Source organism: Gordonia malaquae NBRC 108250 (assembly GCF_000344135.1).
Lineage (GTDB): Bacteria > Actinomycetota > Actinomycetes > Mycobacteriales > Mycobacteriaceae > Gordonia > Gordonia malaquae.
This window is the reverse complement of record NZ_BAOP01000003.1, coordinates 273550-294048: the sequence shown is the minus strand read 5'-3', so window position 1 is coordinate 294048 and position 20499 is coordinate 273550. Positions and strand designations below refer to the sequence as shown.

The window sequence follows — 20499 nt, the reverse complement described above, 5'->3', positions numbered from 1 at the left end:
TGCTACCCGGGAACATTCCTCATGATATAAATCACCTACGACAAAAACGTACGTTCGAATGCGTGGCATCCTGTCTTGTCTAAAGACATCAGTGATAGTCCTGCATCAGGACATCGGTGACACTTCGACGATCAGTCGATGGTTGCGAATGAACCGATTGACCCGCGTGTGCGCCTGGCGATCTCCCGCTGGACGACGCTCCCCGTCGTTGTGACCGGCCGGGAGCGTGTATGAAGGCTCATCTCCCTGTGCCCCGCGCGAGGAGTGCAGCCCGCGTGTTCTAGACCTCTGTCAGGCGGCGGAGGAACTGAATGGTGCGTTCTTCGGTGGGGTTGTCGATCACATCAGAAGGGGGACCTTGCTCGGCGATGACACCTTGATCGACGAAGAGAACCTGATCTGCCACCTTCCGCGCGAATGCGATCTCATGGGTGACGACGACCATCGTCCACCCCTGCGAGGCGAGGTCTTTGATCACCGCGAGGACACCGCCGACGAGTTCGGGGTCGAGGGCGGATGTCGGCTCGTCGAGCAGCAGAACCTTCGGCTTCATGGCGAGTGCACGAACGATGCCGACCCGTTGCTGCTGACCGCCGGACAGTTGGCTGGGGTAGGAGTCGAGCCGATCGCCGAGACCAACGCTGTCAAGGAGCGCACGTGCATCAGCGGTGGCCTCGGCGACCGGCCGCTTCTGCACGATGACGGGGCCTTCGATGACGTTCTCCATCACGGTCTTGTGTGGGAACAGATTGTGGTTCTGGAACACGAAACCCGACTGTGCACGGTATTCGGCGATGGCCTCGCGTTGGGGTCGAGTCGAGAAGTCGATCGTCGAGTCCGCCACGCGGATCACACCCGCATCGGGCAGATCGAGTGCGTTCAAGGATCTGAGCAGGGTCGTCTTTCCAGAACCGGATGGGCCGATCACTGCGGTGACAGTGCCCTCGTCGACGGTGAAGTCGATGCCTCGGAGCACGTCGAGGTCGCCGAACGCCTTGTGCAGTCCTTGGACGGAGATCAGTTCGGTCATGATGCGATGAACCTTCCGAGACGAAGCTCCAGTCGACCCTGAAGCATGGACAACACCAAGCACACCACCCAGTAGTAGACGGCGGCGGTGACGTAGAGGGGGAGGAACTCGAATGTCGGTGCGGCCGCGATCTGGGCGGTGCGGAACAGTTCGGTCACCAGGATGACCGAAGCGAGTGACGTGTCCTTGACCAGGGAGATGAGCGTGTTGGACAGCCCGGGAACTGCGATGCGTGCCGCCTGCGGCAGGATGATCCGCCGCATCGTCGTCGCGTAGTTCATGCCGATCGTCTGCGCGGCCTCGGTCTGGCCGCTCGGCACCGAGATGATTGCGGCGCGGATGATCTCGGCGGCGTAACCACCCACGTTCAGCGAGAACGCCACGATCGCCGCCGGGAACGGCTCGACTTTGATGCCTATCTCGGGCAGCGCATAGAAGATGATGAACAATTGGACCAGCAGCGGAGTGCCGCGAATGATCGAGATGTAGACCCGAGCGAGCCACGCCACGCCGCGCTTCTCCGAGAGGCGAGCCAATGCGACGACAAGTGCGATCACCAGACCGATCACAAAGCTGATCGCCGCGAGGGGGATCGTCGTGGTGACGGTCGCCTTCGCCATCGGCCACAGGTTCGAGCGGACGAGGTCCCACGTCGACTGAGGCTCGACCGGCTTCGCAGCGCTTCCGCTCGCGTCGGTCTTCAGATAGCGCTGCGATATCTCAGTCAGGGTCCCGTCGGCCTGCAGGGCCTCGATCGCCTTGTTGATGTCTGCGGTGAGGGGACTCCCACGCGGTGCGGCGAATGCGGATTCGCTTCGCTCACCGGTCTTGGCGGCGATCTTCACAGACGTGTCGCCGGTCTCGGCCAGGTAGGCGTACACCGACAGGCTGTCGTTGACGGTGGCGTCCACCCGACCCTGCCTCAGCAGTGTGATGGCCTGCGCGAAACCTTCGACAGTTTCGACCCTGGCACCGGCTTCGGTGGCGACGTCGGTCCAATTGCTCGTGGCAGACTGGGCCGACGTTCGACCCTTGAGATCGTCGAGGGACGTGATCGACGAGTCGTCCGCGCGTGTCACGATGACTCCTTCGCCGATCGCATACGGGATCGACATCGAGTACTTCGCCTCGCGTTCGGGCGTGATCGTGACCTGGTTCGCCACGACGTCGAATCTGTCGGCACCCAACGCAGCGAACAGGGAATCCCATGGCGCTTCGACGAATTCAGCGCGCTTGCCCATCTTCGCGGCGACGGCTTTCGCCACATCGACGTCGTAACCGGTCAGTTCGCCGGTCGCCGGATCGTGGAAGCTGAACGGCGAGTAGGTGCCCTCGGTGCCGAATCGGATGACGTCGGAATCTCCGGAGTCCGCGCTCGACGAACACGCAGTCAGCAGACCGAGTGCCGCCATGAGCACGACGAGAAGCGGAACGATCGCCCGCACACGAGAAGTCATGATGACAAGTAAACGCGCTCGCCATCGGAGCGGGACGGTTTGGGCCCACACCGGTCGTGGAACACTGGAGGGATGACTGACGCGACTGACCAGAGGAATCCGCGCGCGACCGTCATCACCGTCTCTGACCGGTGCGCCGCGGGTGAAGCCGTCGACGTCTCGGGTCCGCTGGCGCAGCAGATGCTCGTAGAGGCGGGCTGGGATGTGGACGTCGTGGTGGTTCCCGACGAACGCGAACGCATCACCTGGGCGATCATGGGTGCGGTGGAAGAGAAGTCCCGGCTTGTCATCACCACCGGCGGCACCGGTGTGGGGCCACGCGATGTGACTCCCGAAGCGACGGCGTCTCTGTTGAATCCCGAGGTGCCCGGCATCGCTGAGACGATCCGGTCCGTCGGCGTCGCAGTGCTGCCTCAAGCAATGCTGTCGAGGGGTCGTTCGGGCATCGTCGACGGTGCACTCGTGGTGAATCTCGCGGGATCGACGGGCGCGGTCAAGGACGGTGTTCCGGTGATCCTGCAGGTCGCTTCACACGTGGTGTCGCAAGTGGACGGGGGTGACCATGATCGTCTTCGCACGAATCAGTGACATCCCGCTCGACGTGGCCGAGCACCTCGACGCCGTCGCAGAGCGGTCGGCGGGTGCGACGGCACTGTTCGTCGGAACCGTGCGCGACCACGACCCCGATGCGACAGGCCGCGTGGAACGCCTCGAGTACAGCGCTCACCCCGACGCGCCGACGATACTCATGTCGATCGTCGACGGACTGGACACTCCGGCCGTCCGGATAGCGATCAGTCACCGCGTCGGCGATCTCGCGGTGGGCGACGTCGCGATCGTGTGCGCGGTCTCGGCCGCACACCGAGGTGATGTGTACGCGGTGAACCGCGACGTGGTCGAACGTGTGAAGGCCGAACTGCCCGTCTGGAAGAAGCAGGTGGAGACCGACGGAACGTCGTCGTGGATCGGCCTGGGCGGTCTCGTATGACGCAGCCGTTGGTCGACCGATACGGGCGCGTGCACCGCGACCTGCGGATATCGCTGACCGACAAGTGCAATCTCCGCTGCACCTACTGCATGCCCGCGGACGGAGTTCCGTGGATCGCGAAGCAGAACCTGTTGACCACGGACGAGATCGAACGCGTCGCGGTGGTGTTCGCCCACCTCGGAGTCGAGGAGGTCCGCCTGACCGGCGGCGAACCGCTCCTGCGGCCCGACGTCGTCGACGTGGTGCGGCGGCTGGCCAACGTCCCGACGTCCGACGGCACGCTGCTGCGGGTGTCGATGACCACAAACGGGATACGCCTCGCCGGAGTGATGTCCGACCTCGCCGACGCAGGCCTGGAGCGTGTCAACATCAGCCTCGACACGTTGCGCCCCGCTCGTTTCCGGGAACTGACCAGGCGCGATCGGTTCGACGACGTGATCATGGGCATCCGCGCCGCACAGGAGTCGGGTCTGCGCCCGCTGAAGGTCAACACGGTCGCCATGCACGGAGTCAACGACGACGAGTTCGTCGACTTGCTCCGGTTCGCGATCGACCACGACGCCGAACTCCGCTTCATCGAGCAGATGCCGCTCGACGCCGGGCACACCTGGTCCCGAGCAAAGATGGTCAGTGGCGCCGAAATCGTGGATCGACTCTCGGAGTCATTCGACTTGACGGAGCTGCCCGGCCGCGGCGCAGACCCGGCAGCCCTGTACTCCGTCGACGGCGGTCCACGCACAGTCGGGGTCATCGCATCGGTCACCGCACCGTTCTGCGGCGCGTGCGACCGGGTCCGCATCACCGCCGACGGCCAACTACGGAACTGCCTGTTCGCCCGCGACGAGTCCGACGTCCTCGGGCTCCTCCGGTCCGGTGGGTCGGACGCCGACCTGGCCGCAATGATCCGCAGGTCCATCGCCGGGAAGGCGTCGGGCCACGGAATCAGCGACGTGGACTTCCTTCAGCCGGATCGGCCCATGTCGGCGATCGGCGGCTGACAGCCGGTCGGCAGTCAGACCGTCAGCCGCCCGCGAACGGAGGCAGGACGTCGACGGTCGCGGTGTCGGGTACGACGGCGTCATCGGGCAGTCGGACTCCGTCGACCATGAGCGAGCATCGGGCCAGAACCGCGGGGAACTCCACGCCGTTGGCGGCGGCGAGCGCCTGGCGGAGGTCGCCGAGCGTCATCGAGCCGTCCACCTGCTGCTCCCGCCGCCCGGCTGCCTCGGCGGCGCCTGCGAAGAGCCGAACTCTCATGCGCGAGCCTCGATGAGAGCCGAGACGGCTGCCTGTGCGTCGGTCACGGTGCTTCCGCGCGCGACGGCGAGACCGACGAGGAACGTGCTGATCGGCCCCGCCGGACGAGCGACGCCGTGCGCCACCTCGCGCGTCAGGTCGAGGAGCTCGCGCACCGGAACATCGACGTCGCCGAGGCCGAGCTCACGGCTCAGGTCCGCGATCCAGGCGTCGAGATTCGGTGGCTGTGTGTCAGTCATGGGTTGTCCCTTCGTTCGAAGCCGATAGTCCGCCACATCTGCCCAGGTGTCCAGGTCGGCGGCGGCACCCGTGCGATCGTGGACGGTCCGGAGGTTCAGGCCGTTGACGAGCTGTCGCATCGACGCACCGTGTGCATCGCCGATCCTGGTGAGGGACGACCGCAGCGCCGCTGTCCGGTAACGGCCCGCGAGCCATTGGGCGCGTCCGGTCGCGTCGACGAGGATCACGCCGTCGTCGTCGCCGATCGGCTCATCGGCGAGACGCCGGACGATCTCTACGGCGCGCGGCAAGTCACAGGCCAGCAACCAGACGTCATCGCAGTCGACGGTCTGCACCGCTGCGGCGATGCCCGCCACCGGTCCGCCGAACGGAGGATCCTCGCGGACAACGGTCACCCCGGGCCGGACGAGCGTGTCGGGGCCGACGGCTATCACCTGCGGGCAGTCCGCGACCGCCGCGAACACGTGGTCGACGAGCCTGGCGCCGTCGACCACGATCGATGCCTTGTCGGCGCCGTCCAATCGGGTGGCGCGTCCGCCGCCGAGCACGATGGCGGCGGTCATCGGTCCCAGTCGCCGCTCTTGCCGCCGGTTTTGCGGATGAGGCGGATCCGCTCGATCTCCACGGACTTGTCAAGGCCCTTCACCATGTCGACGACGGCGAGACCCGCCACAGACACGGCGGTCAATGCCTCCATCTCGACGCCGGTGCGGTCCGCTGTGCGCACCGTCGCAGTGATCTCGACGCCTTCGTCGGTCACCTCGAGGTCGACGACGGCGCCGTGGACGCCGATCACATGAGCGAGGGGCAGGAGGTCTGCTGTCTTCTTGGCCGCAGCGATGCCGGCGATCCTGGCGACGGCCAGGACGTCGCCCTTCGGCGTCGAACCGTCGCGGAGGGCGGCGACTATCGCAGCAGAGCAGCGGACGAGACCCGTCGCGGTCGCACTGCGTACCGTCGGCTGCTTCTCGGTCACGTCCACCATGCGGGCCTGACCGGCCGCGTCGAGGTGAGTGAATCGCTGTCCCTGCGTCATGTCAACACCATCACTTCCACCGATGCGCCTTCGCCGACCCGCTCGACGTCGGCGGGAACGATCGCGAGCGCCTGTGCGACCGCCAAAGAACTCACCAGATGCGAGCCGCTGCCGCCGGACGTCGCCGGGCGGACCGTCGTGTCGTCCAACACCACCGGCAGGACCTGGGTTCGTCCAGGCGGAGTGCGCCAGCCGACAGCGGCACGCCTGGTGACGCGCGGGCGGTCGACATCCGATCTGCCTGCCAGGGCCAGCAGCGCCGGCCGCACGAACATCTCGAACGACACCGCGACGCTCACCGGGTTGCCGGGCAGACAGAAGTAGAGGGCGCCGTCGTCGCCGACGCCGAACCCCTGGGGTTTGCCCGGCTGCATCGACACGGGCCCGAACTCGATGCTCCCGGTGCGGTCGAGTACGGCCTTGACCACGTCGAACGCCCCGACGCTCGCACCGCCCGACAGCACCACGACGTCGACGTCGAGTCCGTCGAGCACGGTGACCAGTGCGGCTTTGTCGTCGGCCACGGTGTGAACGGCGACGACCTCGGCGCCCGCGGAGGCGACAGCGGCCGCCAACAGCACCGAATTCGACTCCGGAATCTGTCCGCGCACCGGCCGGGCCGACGGTGCGATCAATTCTGATCCGGTCGACACGACTGCGACACGGGGCGATCGGTGGACGTCGACCGTGTCGTGGCCGGCAGAAGCCGCCGACGAGAGCTGCCACGGACCGAGAACGGTCCCGGCGGCCACAGTCACCGATCCGGCTTCAGCGTCCTCACCCGCCCGTCGAATATGCGCACCGGGTCGGGGCGCTGTGGTGACGGTGATCCGGTCCGGCGCGTCAGCGCGGACTTCGGTGCCCAGATCGGTGTGCTCGAGCGGAATCACCGCGTCGGCGTCGGTGGGGACGGGTGCACCGGTCATGATGCGGGCCGCCTGCCCCGGCCCGAGCGCCGGATCGAGTGATGACCCGGCCGGGACATCCGCGACGACCCGCAGCTCGGCGCCGACCGTCGCGTCCGCGCCGTGTACGGCGTATCCGTCCATGCCGGAATTGTCGAACAGGGGCACCGGCCAGCGTGAACGGATGTCGGAGGCGAGCACTCGTCCCCGAGCCCGGTCGAGCGGGATAGTCTCGACGGGCAGCGGTGCCGCGGTGCCGAGTATGCGGGCGCGATGCTCGTCCACGGTTCTCACAGGGATCCTGTCCTTTCGGCCCATGCGGCGTAGCCGCCGTCGAGAAGGGCGATGTCGGCGGTCGGGTTGACAGCCCTCAACGCGGCGGCGGCGACCCGAGCCCGAGGTCCCCGCTGGCAGTAGACGACTGTCACGTCACCGATGTCGACGGCGGCGGCGTCGGCGAGCAGCGTGTTGAGGGGGATCGGCACCGCGCCGGGGATCGCTCCGGCAGCGACCTCGTCGGGTTCGCGGACGTCGAGGAGCACGGTCTCACTGCGGACCGTGTCGTCGAGGAGCCCGAGCGCCGCGGCATCAACCCGCCGGATGTCGGCGACATCGGTGCGTGGCGCGATCGGGACCTCGTCCATTCGGGCGGTGAGACCGTCGAGCACGAGCATCCTCCCCAGGATCGAGTCGCCGATCCCGACGATCAGCTTCACCGCCTCCGCTGCGAGAATCGACCCGAGCTGGCCGCACAGTGCTCCGAGAACCCCCGCCTCGGCGCAGTCCGGGACATCGCCTGCCGGCGGCGGAACCGGGAACACGTCCCGCAGCGTGACACCGGGACCGACAGGTGGTGACGACCAGAACACCGTCGCCTGCGCATCGAATCCCAGCACCGAACCCCACACGAGTGGCAGCCCGAGATCTGCGCACGTGTCGGCCACCGAGTATCGGGTGTCGAAGTTGTCGGTGCCGTCGATGACGAGGTGGTAATCGGCGAGAACCGCGGAGGCGTTTGCCGCGGTCAGACGCTCGCGGTGCTCCACGACGCGTGTATGCGGTGACATGGAACGGATGCGGGCCGCGGCGACGGACGTCTTGCGCGCTCCGACGTCGTCGACGCCGAACAGGATCTGGCGCTGCAGATTCGACTCCTCGACGGTGTCGTCGTCGACGACACCGATGGTTCCGACCCCGGCCGAGGCGAGATAGGTCAGTACCGGCGATCCGAGGCCGCCCGCGCCGAGGACACACACCCGCGCGGCCGAGAGACGACGTTGGCCCACGTCTCCGATCGAGGCCAGCCGAATCTGCCGGGCGGCCCGCGTGTACTCGTCCGACGGCAGGGACGGTGCGGGGTCCACCAGCGGAGGCAGAGGCATGGAACAACACTATCGTCTGCTGAAATCCCGGCGAGACGTGCCGCATTCGCGGGCTCATGCATGGAATAGATCCGTATTCGCGGTGTTAGAGTCGCACGATGACTGTCTTTCGGATCGGCCGAGCGGCAGAGCTCCTCGGCATCAGCGACGACACCCTCCGGCGCTGGATCGACGCGGGCCGCATCGAATCCCGTACCGACCAGGCGGGTCGCGCGGTCGTCGACGGTGCCGACCTCGCCACGCTTCTCACTGCAGAGTCCCGCGATCCGGGTGATCCGATCGATCGGGGATCAAGCGCCCGAAACAGGTTCGTCGGCATCGTCACCGGCGTGCTGAGCGACACCGTCATGTCACAGGTGGAACTGCGCTGTGGACCCCACCGGGTGGTGTCGTTGATGTCGACCGAGGCCGTCCGGGAGCTCGGCCTCGAAGTCGGCTCACTCGCGACCGCCACCGTGAAGGCCACGACGGTCATCGTCGAGACCTCGTCCGCGGCAGGGGAGACCACCCGATGAAACGAATGTCCGCCCTGTCGGTCGCCGTTCTCGCGGCGTTCGGTCTCATCGTCGCCGGATGTGGAAACGATGAATCCGGAACTCGACTGACGATCTTCGCCGCAGCTTCACTGCAAGGCTCGTTCGACGAGCTCGCCGAGGCGTTCACCGGCGCGCATCCCGACATCGACGTTGCGCCGATCGTCTACGACGGTTCACAGGCGCTCGCCCAGCAGATCGTCGAAGGGGCTGACGTCGACGTGATCGCGTTCGCCAGTCAGAACAGCCTCGGCCCGGTCGTCGAGGCGAAGAAGTCCGACGCGGGTCAGGTGTTCGCGACGAACACCCTGCAGATCGCTGTCGCGCCGGGCAACCCTAAGCGCATCACCGGGCTCACCGACCTGACGAAGAACGGCGTCTCGACGGTGCTGTGCGCTCCCCAGGTGCCGTGCGGATCGGCGTCGCAGACTCTCCTGAAGGACGCCGGTGTGACCGTCACCCCGGTCAGCGAGGAGACGAGTGTCACCGCAGTCCTCACTCGTGTACGGAACGGCGAAGCCGACGCGGGCCTGGTGTACACGACCGATGTCACGGGGGCGAAGGGCGCCGTCGTCGGTGTCACCCCGGCAAACGCCGACGTCGCGATCAACCGGTATCCGATCGCCGTCGCCACCGACGCGAAGCTCCCCGAGGAAGCTCGGTGGTTCGTCGACTTCGTGCGCAGCGCTGCCGGTCAAGCGATCCTGCGGAAGCACGGTTTCGGCGCGCCGTGAGGCTGCCCCGCGTCCTGTACGTCCCGGCCGCGTTGGGTCTCGCCTTCTTGATCCTGCCGATCGTCGGCCTGGTCTCGCGCGTGCAATGGTCGACTCTCGGCGACGACCTGTTCTCGCACGCGTCGATGACCGCACTGCGGCTGTCGCTGGTGACGGCCGCAGCAGCGACGGTGGTGTGCATCGTCCTGGGGCTGCCGATGGCCGTGGTCATGGCGCGCGCCGCGCGCCGGACGGCGTCGCTGCTCCGGACCCTCGTTCTGATTCCGCTCGTACTGCCGCCGATGGTCGGCGGCCTCGCGTTGCTGTCCCTGCTCGGGCGATCCGGTCTGATCGGGGAGCCGGTCTTCACCTGGAGCGGCCATAGTCTGCCGTACACGACCGCGGCCGTCGTCGTGGCACAGTCGTTCGTCGCTCTCCCGTTCTTCGTGATCACCGTCGAGGGAGCACTCCGCACATCGGGCGTGAGTCACGAACAGATCGCCGCCACACTGGGGGCCGGGCGGTGGCGCGTGTTGTCGCAGATCACCGTTCCATTGGTGGTTCCAGGGCTCGTCGCAGGCACGGTCCTGGCGTTCGCGAGGGCGCTCGGTGAGTTCGGTGCGACTGCGCTGTTCGCGGGGAATGCACCAGGCGTCACACGGACTATGCCGCTCGCGATATACACCGCCTTCAATGGGGTCGGAGTCACTGCGGACTCGGCAGTCGCACTGTCGCTGCTGTTGTTGGTGAGCGCCGCGATCGTGGTGTGCGGCCTGCGATCGTGGCGCGAGGACGCGGTCCGATGACCGGCGCGCTCGCGGCGGAGATCGTGGTGGACAGAGGACCGTTCCCCGTGTCGGCGTCTTTCGAGATCGAACCCGGCGGATGTCTGGCGATCCTCGGGCCGAACGGGGCAGGCAAGTCGACGATCCTCGCCGCACTTGCGGGCCTCGCTCCACTCGCATCGGGGACGATCACGCTGAACGGCCGGACCCTCGATGGTCCCGGTCGTCGACGGGTGCCACCCGAGGGCCGGGGAGTGGCGCTTCTCGATCAGCGGTCCCGGCTGTTTCCACACCTCACCGTGGAGAAGAACCTGTCGTTCGGTCCGCGGGCGCTCGGCCTGCCGCGATCCCAGGTGCGGACTGTCGTCGACGAATGGCTCGGTCGGCTCGGGCTCGCCGACCGAGCTCGGGCCAAACCCCACGAGCTGTCCGGCGGTCAACAACAGCGCGTCGCGATCGCGCGGGCGTTCGCGTCGCAACCGAGCGTGATCCTGCTCGACGAACCGTTCGCCTCCCTCGACGCCGAGAGTGGACCGATCGTCCGGCGCGTGCTGGCCGACGAACTCGCGCGGACCGGGACCACCGCCGTCCTGGTGACACACCATCTCGCGGACGCGTGGCAATGGGCCGATGAGTGTCTTGTCCTCGACCGCGGTCGGGTAGTGGAGCAGGGCCCTCCGGACCGGCTGACGATGCGTCCGCGCCGTGAGTTCACGGCACTGCTCGCCGGTTTCGGTGTCCTGCGCGGCCGCTGGAGTGGATCGACGCTGGACGTGGGTGGCGTGGAGCTCCCGGGTGAACCGGACGGAGTGGTCGCCGGGCAGGCTGCGGTCGGGATCGTCGCCCCCCGAGATGTCGCCGTCTCCGCACCGCGTGGCTGCGCCGGCGTGCTTGCGGCAGCGGTGACAGGTGTGTCCGTGCAGGCCGGAGTGGTGCGCCTCGACTCCAGTGCCGGCATCACCGCAGAGCTTTCCGTCGACGCGGCGCGAGCGTTGGGAGGTGGCCGCCTGCCGTCCCTCGGCGACAGTTTCGACTTCGCTCCGCACGGTCTTCGGGTGGTACCGGCAGACGAATGGCAGTCACCGGACGTACTGTCGAAGCGTGGGACGGATTACCGCTCGGTGGCCGATCACCAAGATGTCGGTGGCACAGAGCAACAGCACTCGGGTCGACGTGCTCGCGGTCGAGGAACCGCTTGAGCTGAGGGTCGGCGGGTCGCCGCTGGTCGTGACCATGCGGACGCCGGGCAACGACGTCGATCTCGCCGCGGGATTCCTCGTCTCCGAAGGGATCGTCCGACGTCGCGATCAGTTCGTCGGTGCCATCGCATGCGGGGGACCCGGCACCGGAGGCGGCCAGAACACCTACAACGTGCTCGACGTGACGCTCGCCGCCGACGCGGAGTTGCCGAGCAGGGAGCACGCACGATCGTTCTCGATGACAAGTGCGTGCGGCGTGTGCGGGAAAGCGAGCATCGACGCGGTCTCGACTGTGTCGAGCTTCGACGTCGCGGCCGACGATGTCGAGGTGTCCGCAGACGACCTGTCGAGACTTCCCGACGCCCTGCGCGCCGAGCAGACAGTCTTCGCCAAGACCGGCGGACTGCACGCCGCAGCGTTGTTCGACGCCGACAGCGGTGAGCTCCTCGTGCTCCGTGAAGACGTCGGGCGACACAATGCGGTCGACAAGGTCGTCGGCTGGGCGCTCCGCGAGAACCTGCTGCCACTGCGGCGGACTGTGCTCGCGGTGTCCGGGCGCGCAAGCTTTGCACTCGTCCAGAAAGCTGTCATGGCCGGGATCCCGATGCTGGCGGCGGTGTCAGCGCCGTCGTCGCTCGCCGTCGAACTCGCCCGCGACTCCGGAGTGACCCTCGTCGGCTTCCTCCGAGGCCGCACCATGAACGTGTACACCCACCCCCGGCGGGTCGCGAACCCGATCGCCGTCAGCGAAGGAGCAGTGTCATGACCGACTCGATGCACGGACAGAAGCACGTCCCGGGGCTGCTCGCCGACATCCCGCGCCAGGGTGGGTTCGGTCCGTCGACCACCAAGCCGTGGTCGAGTTCTCCCTACCACCACCCGGCGGCGGCGTGGGGCGCCGCACGGTCGGTCTCCAAGGTCCTGATCTCCGAACGTGAACTGTTCGCGGGCACCAAGGCGATGCTGGAGATGAACCATCCGGTCCGCGGGTTCGACTGCCCCGGGTGCGCGTGGCCGGACTCGAATCACGGCGTGAAGCTGGACATCTGCGAGAACGGCATCAAGCACGTCACCTGGGAGATGACCCACAAGCGCGCCGACGCCGACTTCTTCGCCCGGCACACGGTCGCCGAACTCTCCCAGTGGACCGACTTCGACCTCGAAGACGTCGGCAGGCTGACCGAGCCCCTCGTCTACGACGCGTCGAGCGACCGATACGTCCCCATCAGCTGGGACGATGCGTTCACCATGGTCGGCGAGGAACTGCGCGGCCTCGACAGTCCGAACGAGGCGGCCTTCTACACGTCCGGCCGACTCAGCAACGAGGCCACCTTCCTGTACCAGCTCTGGGTTCGGGAGTTCGGCACCAACAACCTGCCGGACTGCTCCAACATGTGCCACGAAGCCTCCGGTCGTGCACTGACGGCGTCGATCGCGACCGGCAAAGGCACCGCGTCACTCGACGATTGGGACGCATGCGATCTGCTGCTCGTGCTGGGCGTCAACGCGGCGTCGAACGCACCGCGGATGCTGACGTCGCTGGCCCATGCGGTCAAGCGCGGCGCACAGGTGGTCCACATCAACCCGATGAAGGAAGTCGCGTCGACCAGGACGATCGTTCCGCACGAGGTGCTGGAGATGGCGATGTTCAAGTCGACTGACACCGGCACCATGGATGTGCAGGTGCGGCCGGGAGGTGACCTCGCGCTCATCCGCGGCGTCGCGAAGGCGGTGTTCGAAGCCGAAGACGCGGCCCCCGGCAGAGGTGCGCTCGATCACGAGTTCCTGGACAGGTTCACCCACGGGGTGGACGAGTACCGGGCCATCGTCGACGCGGCGACGTGGGACGACCTGACCGCGCAGGCCGGGGTGAGCGAAAGCGACATCCGGACGTTGGCGAAGCTGTACCTCGCGTCGCCGCGCACCATCATCTCGTGGTGCCTCGGCGTCACCCAGCACGAACACGGCGTCGACACGGTCCGCGAGTTCACCAACCTTCTGCTGTTGCGCGGGAACATCGGCCGGGAGGGGACGGGACCGTCGCCCGTCCGCGGGCACAGCAACGTGCAGGGCAACCGGACATGCGGAATCGACCACCGGCCGAAGGAGGCGTTCCTTGAAGCGCTCGACGCGGAGTTCGGGATCACGTCGCCGCGCGAGCATGGGCTCGACACGGTGAAGACCGTCGCCGGAATGAACGACGGGACGGTGAAGGTGTTCGTCGCACTCGGTGGAAACTTCGTCCTCGCCGCACCCGACACCAAGTTCACCGCACAGGGGCTGACCCGATGTGAACTCACCGTGCAGGTCAGCACCAAGCTGAACCGAAGTCATCTCGTCCACGGACGCAAAGCGCTGATTCTTCCGTGCCTGGGTCGTACCGAAGTGGACGTGCAGGCGAGCGGACCCCAGGGGGTCTCGTGTGAGGACGCGATGAGCAACGTCCAACTCTCCGCGGGCAAACGCAAGCCCGCGTCACCGCACCTCAAGTCGGAGCCTGCGATTCTCGCCGGAATGGCTCGAGCGACCCTGCCGACGAGCGCAACGCGGTGGGAGGCGATGGTCGACGACTACGACCTGATCCGAGACTCGATGTCGCGGGTCCTTCCCGGGTTCGAGGGATTCAACGACTTGGTTCGACGCCCGCTCGGCTTCCGGATCCCGCAAGCGGCGCGGGAACGGATCTTCCGAACTCCGAGCGGTCGCGCCGAGTTCAGTCACGCGCCGACTCCTGATGTGATCCCGGCGTCGTCCGACGTCCTGGTCCTGCAGACCATGCGGTCGCACGATCAGTGGAACACCACGATCTATTCGAGCGACGACAGGTACCGCGGAATCAAGAATCTCCGCGAACTGGTGTTCATGAATCGCTCCGACATGGACGACAGGGGACTGTCCGAAGGCTCATTCGTCGACATCGTCGCGACGTCGAAGGACGGTTCTCAGCGTGCCCTGAGCCGGTATCGAGCCGTGGGATACGACCTGCCACGAGGTGCGGCCGCCGGATACATGCCCGAGATGAACGCGTTGATCGGCGCGGCGGACTACAGCGTCCAGAGTGACCAGCCACTGATGAAGAACGTCCAGGTCCGAGTCACCGCGTCGGCGTGAGGGCCACGCCGGCCGCGGCGACTGCGATCCCCGCCGCGAGCCACAGCAACGGTGCATGTCCGACTCCGACCACGCGTCCGCCGAGGAACGCGCCCAGTGCGATCGACGCGTTGAAGACTCCGGCGTAGAGGCCCGTCACCTGCTCGACCCGGTCCGGCGCGGCCGTTGTCATCCAGAGCTGTCCGGTCACCGAGACGCCTCCGTAGGCGACGCCCCACAGCACGAGGCCGACCATCGCAGCGGCGGGCGCAGTGCCGAGAGTCGCAAGCACGACGACGGCGACGGCGATGCCGACACCGAGCGTCGCCATGCATGATCGGGGCGACTTGGACGCCACGGCGCCTGCGACGAAATTGCCGATGAGCCCTCCGACGCCGTACACGAGCAGCGCGACCGTCACGCCGACCGCGCTGAAGCCGGAGCGATCTTCAAGCAACGGCCGAACGTACGTGTAGGCCGCGAAGTGTGCGGTCACGACCAGTGCGACGGTGATCGCGCCGACCATCACGGACGGACGCAGCAACCGCAGCCGAACGCCGCCGGTCGGCGACTCGACCTCGGGTGGACGACGCATCTCGGGCATGACCCGCAGGGCGACCGCGCCGACGCCGACAGTGGCGACGCCGAGACCGATGAAGGCGGCACGCCACCCGAACACACTCCCGACGAGGGTTCCCAACGGCACGCCGAGCACCGAAGCGGCGGCCACCCCGCCGATGACGATCGACACGGCGAGCGGACCGCGTCGTCCGGGAACCAGTCGCGCCGCCAGTGCCGACGCCATGCCCCACACTGTCGCCATGCCGAGCCCCACCAGCAGGCGCGACACCAGCAGGACGGGCAGACTGTCCGCGACGCCCGTCATGACGTCGCCGACACCGAGCATGACGAGTGCCGCGGCCAGCACCATCCGCCGGTCTAATGCCCCGAGAAGGTGCGGCACCACGGGCGCGACGACGGCGGCGACGAGTCCGGTGACAGTCACCGCGAGCCCGATCGCGGCGGATGAGGTCGCGAGGTCGGACGACATGGGAGTGAGCACCCCGATGGGGAGCATCTCGGCAGTCACCACCAGAAATGTCCCGGCGGCGATCACCGCGACGGAGGCCCAACTGCGTCGTGGTGTCGTTGCCGGTGGGGTAGCGGGCGGAAGAACAGGTGAGATGCATTCGGTCACTCCGTTGATTCCACCCGCGGATCGCACGCGGATCAACGGCGACTCTCTCACCGATCGATCACTTAGAGTGATTGATATGACCTCTCGTCAGCCGACGATGCACCAGGTGAACGTGCAGCAGATCGAGTGCCTGATCACGCTCGCCGACGAGCTCCACTTCGGTCGCACCGCTGAGCGGCTGGGCTACTCACAGTCGCGTGTGAGCCAGTTGATCGCTCAACTCGAGCATCGGGTCGGGGCTCGACTCGTCGAACGGACAAGCAGGCGGGTGGCTCTCACTCGAATCGGGGAGCAGTTCGTCGACGAGGTGACACCCGCGTACGCGGGGCTGTTGACCACATTCCAGCGTGCCCGCGACCGAGCGATGCGCGGAGCTCTCGAGGAGCTCCGGATCGGGTTCAGTGGAATGGTGTACGAGCAGGTGACGGCGGCGTTTCTCGAACTCCGCACGACCCACGGAGTGCGAGTGCACAGCGTTGATCTGCCGCTCGGGTCACCGTTCACCGCGCTGCTCGCCGGTGACGTGGACGGAGCGATCGTCGAGCTTCCCTCCGAGGACGATCGACTCGTCGTCGGATTCGAGTTTCCGGCGCAGGACCGGTTGGTGGCCGTCGGGCGCGGACACGCCTTCGCGGATCGAGACGAGATCGACGTCGAAGAACTGGCGTGTCTGGACATGCTGCACCGTGACGGCGACGCGCCCGAGCACTGGAAGATGGTGCACACCCCGATCGTCACACCCGACGGGCTTCCGATCGTGTCGACGACCGGTGTGACAAGCATGCAACAGGGGCTCGTGCTGGCCGCGACCGGCGACCACGCGATGCTCGTCTGCCGGGCGTACATCGAGTACAACCAGAGGTCGGACGTCCGGTTCATTCCGGTGCGCGGGCTGGAGGGGACGAGCCGTCTTGGACTCCTGTGGCGGGCGGATGCTGCGGCGCCCCAACTCGCGGCGCTGGCCGAGCTGCTCGCGACCACAGTGCGCTGACTGGTCTTTCCCCTTCCACCATAACCTGTGTAAGTGGGCTTGCCGCAAGGCCCAGGGGCGGGTGCACAATGGTCCACTCACCGACGAGAGGACTCTGTGACCAGCACTGTTTTCCGACTGTCCACCGCCGCCAAGGCCGCCCCCGGCCTCATCGACGCCGACATCGCTCACCTGACGAGGGTCGCCGCCCGGATCGTGGAGCAGACCGCCCGAACAACCGACGACTTGGCTGCGGCGCGCCGTGTCACCGACCTGCGCGGCGGCGCCGGTGTGGAACGGGACCTGGAGATCCGCAGGCTCGAGACCCGGCTGAGGACGTTGTCGCGGCTCGGCGCCGACGTGGTGCTCGGGCGCATCGACCCGCTCGACGGCGAACCCGTCTACATCGGCCGGATCGGCCTGAGTGACACGGACGGCACGACACTCCTGCTCGACTGGCGCACACCCGACGCCGCGCCCTTCTTTGCCGCAACCCTCGCAGATCCTCGAGGACTCGCCAATCGGCGCCACTATCGATGGGCGTCCGGCGCGATCGTCGACTACTGGGACGAGAGATTCACCGGCGACGACACCGCATCCGCGGCGCTCGACGCTCAGTCTGCGTTCATCGCGAGCCTCGGTGCGAGCCGGTCATCCACGATGCAATCCGTTCTCGGCACCATCGCAGCCGACCAGGACGCGGCGATCCGAGCATCGTCGCGCGGAGTGCTCCTCGTGGACGGCGGGCCCGGCACCGGAAAGACTGTCGTCGCGCTTCACCGCGCCGCCTACCTGCTGTACTCCGATCCCCGCATGCAGGGCGGCCGGGGGCGGATCCTGATCGTCGGACCGCACCGCCCGTACCTCGCGTACATCTCCGACGTGTTGCCGAGCCTCGGCGAGGAAGGCGTCGCCGCGTGCACACTCGCCGAGACCGTCGACGGCGGTGATCGATTTCCCGTCGAGACCGATCCAGGCGTCGCCGCGCTCAAAGGAACGGTCGCAATGGTCGCTGCGATCGAACCCGCCGTGACGTTCTACGAAGAGCCGCCACGCGACGGAACCGACATCGACACCGACTACGGCGACTTCTGGCTGAGCCCCGCCGACTGGGCCGAAGCGATCGCCGCCGTTCCCCCGGGAACCCCGCACAACGAGGCCCGCGGAGACCTCTGGGCAGCCGTGCTCGACATCCTCATCGACACGATCGACGATGACCTCGATCCGACCGTTGTACGGGCCGAGCTGTCCCGGAACTCGGATCTGCATCGTGCGATCAGCCGTGTGTGGCCGCTCATCGAACCCGAGGATCTGGTGTCGGATCTGTGGAGCGTGCCGGCCTACCTGCGCAGATGCTCACCCGGACTCACACCGAGTGAGGTCGACCTTCTGCAACGCGAGAACCCGACGGCCTGGACGGTCTCCGATGTCCCGTTGCTCGACACCGCGGCCCGCCGCCTCGGCGACTCGGGCGCCGCTCGCCGAGCGGCTGCAGCGAGATCAGAGAGCGCTGAACGCCGACGGGTGATGGACAGCGTCGTCGACGACCTCATCGACGCGGCTGACGACGCAGGGAGTCTGGTGACCATGCTCCGCGCGGAGGACATCGCGGGGGCGATCGTCGACGACGCCGACCTGTACCGCGCCGAACCGGATGCGTTGGCCGGGCCGTTTGCGCACATCGTCGTCGACGAGGCGCAGGAACTGTCCGACGCCCAATGGCAGATGCTGATCGCCCGGTGTCCCTCGGGCAGCATGACGATCGTCGGGGACCGCGCGCAGGCACGTGACGGATTCACCGAATCGTGGGCGGACCGCCTCCAACGCGTCGGACTTACTCGTGCCGCGTTGGGTGAGATCACGACGCGCACCTTGACAGTCAACTATCGGACTCCCGAGGAGATCATGGCGGTCGCCGGACCGGCGATCACGGCCGCCCTGCCCGACGCGAGTGTTCCGTCAGCCGTCCGGACGTCGGGAGAACCGGTCAGATTCGGCGCCGCGGCAGATCTGGACACCATCGTCACGGCGTGGCTCGCCGACGACAACGGCACGGTGTGTGTCATCGGCGCAAGCACCGCCGTCGTCGACCCGCGCGTCCGAACGTTGACACCGGTCACCGCGAAGGGACTCGAATTCGACCTCGTCGTCCTCGTGCGTCCTGAGCAGTTCGGCGACGAGATCGCAGGCGCCGTCGACAGGTATGTCGCCATGACGCGCTCGACCCGCGAACTGGTCGTCCTTCGATAGGGTCCACTCATGGAATTCACGACGATCAGGCACGACCTCGAGGACGGCGTCCTCACTGTTCATCTGAGCCGCCCGGACAACCTGAACGCGTTCACCGTCGAGATGGCGAACGAACTCGAGTACACGTTCACGTCGGTGAACACCGACGACTCGGTGCGTGCGGTGATCGTGACCGGCGACGGTCGGGCGTTCTGCGCGGGCATGGACCTGGCGAGCGACGGAAACGTGTTCGGTCTCGACGAGTCGGCCACGCCGATGCTCGAGGACATGGTCGACCTCGACGATCCGTCGCTTGAGCAGATCCGGGACACCGGCGGTCGCGTGACCCTCGCGATTCACGCCTGCCGAAAGCCCGTCATCGCGGCGATCAACGGCGCCGCCGTGGGGATCGGTGCGACGATGACGCTCCCCATGGACGCGCGACTGGTGTCGACGAAGGGCCGCATCGGGTTCGTGTTCGGCAGGCTCGGCATCGTGCCGGAAGCGTGTTCGACATGGTTTCTGCCGCGCATCGTGGGGATGCCCGCGGCGCTCGACCTCGTGTATCGCGCGGACATCCTCGATGCGACGGCGGCTAAGGACGTCGGACTGGTGCAGAGTGTGCACGAACCCGATGACCTGCTTCCCCAAGCGCGAGCCCTCGCCGATGCGTGGACCAAGGGGCGTTCGCCGGTGTCGGTCGCGTTCATTCGCCAGATGATGCTCCGCAATTCCGCGGCACCGGACCCGGTGGACGCGCACCGCGTGGATTCCCTCGCGATGTTCTACACGAGCATCGCGGACGGCGGCGAGGGCGTTCGCGCGTTCGTGGAGAAGCGCTCGCCCGCCTTCACGTCACGCGCGTCGCAGATGCCGCCGTTCTACGCCGAATGGACCGGCGACGACGCGACGTCGCACACCTGACCGGGGTCTTCTCCGGTCGGCCGAGCCGTGGGTACCCTCGATTGATGATGACATCTCGGATCCTCGTAGCCGTGGCGGTGCTCATCGGACTGGGGGCGGCGCTGCCGGCGACGGCAGCGGCCGCACCGGCCGCGAAGGTCCTGGGCGTCCGGCTCGCGCCGGACACTGCCGGATTGACGCCGCAGCTCGCGATCGCCTACACCGTCGCACGATCGGACGCCCAGCGGGCCGGGGTCGGGATGCACATCACGTCCGGCAAGCGTTCGTGGGCCGAGCAGACCCGGATGTGGCGCGACGGCGTCCGCCGCTACGGCAGCGCCGCAGAAGCGAGCCGGTGGGTGCTTCCGCCGTCGCGATCAACACACGTGACTGGTCACGCGATCGATGTGGGGGCGCGTCGGGGAGCGGCGTGGCTCGAACGGTACGGGTTCCGGTACGGACTGTGCCGAACGTTCGACAACGAGTGGTGGCATTTTGAGCTCACCACCATGCCGGGAGCGCGGTGCGGACCTCGCGTTCCGGACGCGAGTCGACGCTGACGGGGCTGCGAGTGGCCCATTCGA

The 20499-nt window shown here is 67.3% G+C and carries 21 protein-coding genes; 13 read left to right on the top strand and 8 right to left on the bottom strand.

All coding sequences use genetic code 11. The features are described from left to right. Positions 1 to 280: 280 nt before the first annotated feature. Both GM1_RS03355 and GM1_RS21845 read right to left on the bottom strand, forming a co-directional pair. Entirely contained in the window at positions 281 to 1030 is a 750-nt protein-coding gene (locus GM1_RS03355) for an amino acid ABC transporter ATP-binding protein (protein ID WP_008376621.1), read from the bottom strand. Continuing rightward, positions 1027 to 2487: an ABC transporter permease subunit gene (locus tag GM1_RS21845; protein WP_075051987.1), complete on the bottom strand. Its 1461-nt coding sequence runs from the start codon at positions 2485 to 2487 to the stop codon at positions 1027 to 1029. The genes GM1_RS03355 and GM1_RS21845 overlap by 4 nt, the downstream gene beginning before the upstream one ends. A 72-nt stretch (positions 2488 to 2559) precedes the next feature. On the opposite strand from GM1_RS21845, the gene GM1_RS03340 reads away from it, so the two are divergent. The 3 genes from GM1_RS03340 to moaA are packed head-to-tail and all read left to right on the top strand — an operon-like array spanning position 2560 to position 4473. Continuing rightward, positions 2560 to 3075: a MogA/MoaB family molybdenum cofactor biosynthesis protein gene (locus GM1_RS03340; protein ID WP_008376619.1), complete on the top strand. Its 516-nt coding sequence runs from the start codon at positions 2560 to 2562 to the stop codon at positions 3073 to 3075. After that, a complete protein-coding gene (locus tag GM1_RS03335; protein ID WP_008376617.1) occupies positions 3050 to 3475 on the top strand; it encodes a molybdenum cofactor biosynthesis protein MoaE in 426 nt (141 codons plus the stop codon). The genes GM1_RS03340 and GM1_RS03335 overlap by 26 nt, the downstream gene beginning before the upstream one ends. Further along, positions 3472 to 4473 (top strand): GTP 3',8-cyclase MoaA, encoded by a 1002-nt coding sequence (gene moaA / locus GM1_RS03330; RefSeq protein ID WP_008376615.1) that lies wholly within the window; start codon positions 3472 to 3474, stop codon positions 4471 to 4473. Before GM1_RS03335 ends, moaA begins: the two co-directional genes overlap by 4 nt. Positions 4474 to 4495: 22 nt before the next feature. Here the strand turns inward: moaA and GM1_RS03325 are convergent, their stop codons facing one another. The 5 genes from GM1_RS03325 to GM1_RS03305 are packed head-to-tail and all read right to left on the bottom strand — an operon-like array spanning position 4496 to position 8295. Beyond that, entirely contained in the window at positions 4496 to 4732 is a 237-nt protein-coding gene (locus tag GM1_RS03325) for a MoaD/ThiS family protein (protein WP_008376614.1), read from the bottom strand. Then, positions 4729 to 5535, bottom strand: coding sequence for an NTP transferase domain-containing protein (locus tag GM1_RS03320; RefSeq protein ID WP_008376612.1), 807 nt, complete (start codon positions 5533 to 5535; stop codon positions 4729 to 4731). Before GM1_RS03320 ends, GM1_RS03325 begins: the two co-directional genes overlap by 4 nt. Then, entirely contained in the window at positions 5532 to 6008 is a 477-nt protein-coding gene (gene moaC, locus GM1_RS03315; protein ID WP_008376611.1) for a cyclic pyranopterin monophosphate synthase MoaC, read from the bottom strand. Before moaC ends, GM1_RS03320 begins: the two co-directional genes overlap by 4 nt. Beyond that, positions 6005 to 7207: a molybdopterin molybdotransferase MoeA gene (locus GM1_RS03310; protein ID WP_008376609.1), complete on the bottom strand. Its 1203-nt coding sequence runs from the start codon at positions 7205 to 7207 to the stop codon at positions 6005 to 6007. Before GM1_RS03310 ends, moaC begins: the two co-directional genes overlap by 4 nt. Beyond that, positions 7204 to 8295, bottom strand: a complete 1092-nt coding sequence (locus GM1_RS03305) for a ThiF family adenylyltransferase (RefSeq protein ID WP_008376608.1) — start codon at positions 8293 to 8295, stop codon at positions 7204 to 7206. Before GM1_RS03305 ends, GM1_RS03310 begins: the two co-directional genes overlap by 4 nt. A 98-nt stretch (positions 8296 to 8393) precedes the next feature. Here GM1_RS03305 and GM1_RS03300 point away from each other — a divergent pair, with 98 nt between their 5' ends. From GM1_RS03300 to GM1_RS03275, 6 genes are read left to right on the top strand one after another with little or no spacing between them, the layout of a single operon-like run. Then, positions 8394 to 8810, top strand: a complete 417-nt coding sequence (locus GM1_RS03300) for a TOBE domain-containing protein (RefSeq protein WP_008376606.1) — start codon at positions 8394 to 8396, stop codon at positions 8808 to 8810. Continuing rightward, on the top strand, positions 8807 to 9562 hold the full coding sequence (modA, locus tag GM1_RS03295) for a molybdate ABC transporter substrate-binding protein (protein ID WP_008376605.1): 756 nt from the start codon (positions 8807 to 8809) through the stop codon (positions 9560 to 9562). Before GM1_RS03300 ends, modA begins: the two co-directional genes overlap by 4 nt. Then, positions 9559 to 10347, top strand: a complete 789-nt coding sequence (locus tag GM1_RS03290; RefSeq protein ID WP_052005285.1) for an ABC transporter permease — start codon at positions 9559 to 9561, stop codon at positions 10345 to 10347. Before modA ends, GM1_RS03290 begins: the two co-directional genes overlap by 4 nt. Continuing rightward, positions 10344 to 11525, top strand: coding sequence for a sulfate/molybdate ABC transporter ATP-binding protein (locus GM1_RS03285; protein ID WP_008376602.1), 1182 nt, complete (start codon positions 10344 to 10346; stop codon positions 11523 to 11525). The genes GM1_RS03290 and GM1_RS03285 overlap by 4 nt, the downstream gene beginning before the upstream one ends. Continuing rightward, the gene (gene fdhD, locus GM1_RS03280; protein ID WP_040519360.1) at positions 11428 to 12291 is read left to right on the top strand and encodes a formate dehydrogenase accessory sulfurtransferase FdhD; all 864 of its coding nucleotides are present in this window, start codon (positions 11428 to 11430) and stop codon (positions 12289 to 12291) included. The genes GM1_RS03285 and fdhD overlap by 98 nt, the downstream gene beginning before the upstream one ends. Next, entirely contained in the window at positions 12288 to 14636 is a 2349-nt protein-coding gene (locus GM1_RS03275) for an FdhF/YdeP family oxidoreductase (RefSeq protein ID WP_008376599.1), read from the top strand. Before fdhD ends, GM1_RS03275 begins: the two co-directional genes overlap by 4 nt. On the opposite strand, the gene GM1_RS03270 is transcribed toward GM1_RS03275, so the two are convergent. Next, entirely contained in the window at positions 14620 to 15813 is a 1194-nt protein-coding gene (locus GM1_RS03270) for an MFS transporter (RefSeq protein ID WP_008376597.1), read from the bottom strand. The two genes, GM1_RS03275 and GM1_RS03270, sit on opposite strands and share 17 nt — an antisense overlap. Positions 15814 to 15889: 76 nt before the next feature. On the opposite strand from GM1_RS03270, the gene GM1_RS03265 reads away from it, so the two are divergent. The 4 genes from GM1_RS03265 to GM1_RS03250 all read left to right on the top strand — a co-directional run bounded on the left by GM1_RS03265 (position 15890) and on the right by GM1_RS03250 (position 20475). Then, positions 15890 to 16804, top strand: a complete 915-nt coding sequence (locus tag GM1_RS03265) for a LysR family transcriptional regulator (RefSeq protein WP_052005284.1) — start codon at positions 15890 to 15892, stop codon at positions 16802 to 16804. A 96-nt stretch (positions 16805 to 16900) separates the two neighbouring features. Then, positions 16901 to 19033 (top strand): RNA polymerase recycling motor ATPase HelR, encoded by a 2133-nt coding sequence (gene helR / locus GM1_RS03260; RefSeq protein ID WP_008376595.1) that lies wholly within the window; start codon positions 16901 to 16903, stop codon positions 19031 to 19033. Positions 19034 to 19042: 9 nt separating this feature from the next. After that, entirely contained in the window at positions 19043 to 19936 is an 894-nt protein-coding gene (locus GM1_RS03255; protein ID WP_008376594.1) for a crotonase/enoyl-CoA hydratase family protein, read from the top strand. 44 nt (positions 19937 to 19980) lie between these two features. After that, positions 19981 to 20475 carry a M15 family metallopeptidase gene (locus GM1_RS03250; protein ID WP_040519359.1) on the top strand — a complete coding sequence of 165 codons (495 nt, stop codon included), beginning with the start codon at positions 19981 to 19983 and terminating at the stop codon, positions 20473 to 20475. Positions 20476 to 20499: the final 24 nt, after the last annotated feature.